Genomic DNA, 1,527 nt, shown 5'->3' with positions numbered 1-1,527 from the left:
TTTGGTTGACCCCCGGGGGTGCCGGCCCGCGGCCGGCACTACCCAATGAAAAGGCCGGCTTTCGCCGGCCTTTTCATTGATCAGGTCATGTCGACCAGATTCTCGATCTTCACGTCCGGATTGACGTCGGCCTCGTAGTCGACGCCGTCCACGCCGAAGCCAAACAGGCGCAGGAAGTCGGCCTTGTAGCCGGCCAGATCGCTGATCTCGTACAGGTTCTCGTTGGTGACCTGCGGCCACAGCGCGACCACCTTGCCCTGCACGTCCGCCGCCATTTCCTTGTAGTCGGCGCGCAGGCGGCCTTCTTCATCGACCAGCGCGACGGCATGGCCGTCACCATCAACCAGATCGTGGCGCAGGCGATCGATCGCCACGCCATCGGCCTTGCCGCCGTAAAGGATGTCGTAGAGCACATCCAGCTGCTCGATGCAGCCCTCGTGGGTGCCCTTTTCCTTCATCACCTTGAACAGCAGCGACAGGTACAGCGGCATGGTCGGAATGGCCGAGCTGGCCTGGGTGACCACGGCCTTGAGCACCGACACCCGCGCGTCGCCGCCAATCTTTGCCAGCTTCTCGCGCAGGCCCAGCACCTTGTTGTCCAGGTCCTTCTTGGCGGCGCCGATCGAGCCGTTCCAGTAGATGGCCTGGGTGATCTCCTCGCCCACGTAGGTGAAGGCGGTGGTGGTGCAACCATTGGCCAGCACGCCGGCGTCGGCCAACGCATCGATCCACATCTGCCAGTCTTCACCCCCCATCACGGCGACGGTGCCGGCGATTTCTTCCGGGGTCGCCGGCTGCAGGTGGGTCTCGGTCAGCACTTCCTTGTCGGTATCCAGGCCACGCAGGGTGATCGGCTCACCGATCGGCTTCAGCGTGGAGCTGATGATCTCGCCGGTCTTGGGATGCTTGCGGCGCGGCGCCGCCAGGCTGTAGACGACCTGGTCGACCTGGCCGAGATCGGCCTTGATCATCTCGATGGTCTTGGCCTTCACTTCGTCGGAGAATGCGTCGCCGTTGATGCTCTTGGCGTACAGGCCGGCTTCGTCGGCGTACTTGTGGAACGCGGCCGAGTTGTACCAGCCAGCCGTGCCGGGCTTGGATTCGCTGCCCGGACGTTCGAAGAAGATGCCCAGGGTGGCGGCACCACTACCGAACGCCGCGGTGATGCGTGCGGCCAGGCCATAGCCGGTGGAGGCACCGATGACGAGCACGCGCTTGGGACCATTCTGGATCGGCGGGCGGGCGCGGATGTAGTCGATCTGCTGCTTGACCGCGGCGTCGCAGCCGGTCGGGTGGGTGGTGACGCAGATGAAGCCGCGGACGCGCGGTTTGATGACCATGGATACCTCGGGTTGGCAGATGCGGCGCACGGGGCGCTCAGCAGGAATACGGGCGCGCGCCTGCGCGCGCGAACCGCAGGATCGTAGTGCGCGGGGGAAGATTGCACAACCGACGCTGGCGTAGGGTGGTTCTCTTTTTGCAGGGCTTGCAGCCCTGCACCCGCGGTAGTGGGGGGGGGGGGGGGGG

General features: G+C 65.3%; 1 protein-coding gene. It reads right to left on the bottom strand.

Annotated elements, in window-relative coordinates; all coding sequences use genetic code 11:
* Positions 1 to 80: 80 nt before the first annotated feature.
* A complete protein-coding gene (gene fabV, locus ACMZPQ_RS22490) occupies positions 81 to 1,340 on the bottom strand; it encodes an enoyl-ACP reductase FabV (RefSeq protein WP_197584184.1) in 1,260 nt (419 codons plus the stop codon).
* Positions 1,341 to 1,527 lie beyond the last annotated feature (187 nt).

Origin of the sequence: Stenotrophomonas maltophilia (assembly GCF_047497515.2) — a bacterium.
Classification (GTDB): Bacteria; Pseudomonadota; Gammaproteobacteria; order Xanthomonadales; family Xanthomonadaceae; genus Stenotrophomonas.
Note: the sequence above shows the minus strand (reverse complement) of the source record. Positions and strands in the feature narration are given on the sequence as shown.

What these genes read in the sequence shown, in the direction of transcription:
- fabV (WP_197584184.1), bottom strand. Translation starts at nt 1,340, where the DNA reads ATGGTCATCAAACCGCGCGTCCGCGGCTTCATCTGCGTCACCACCCAC.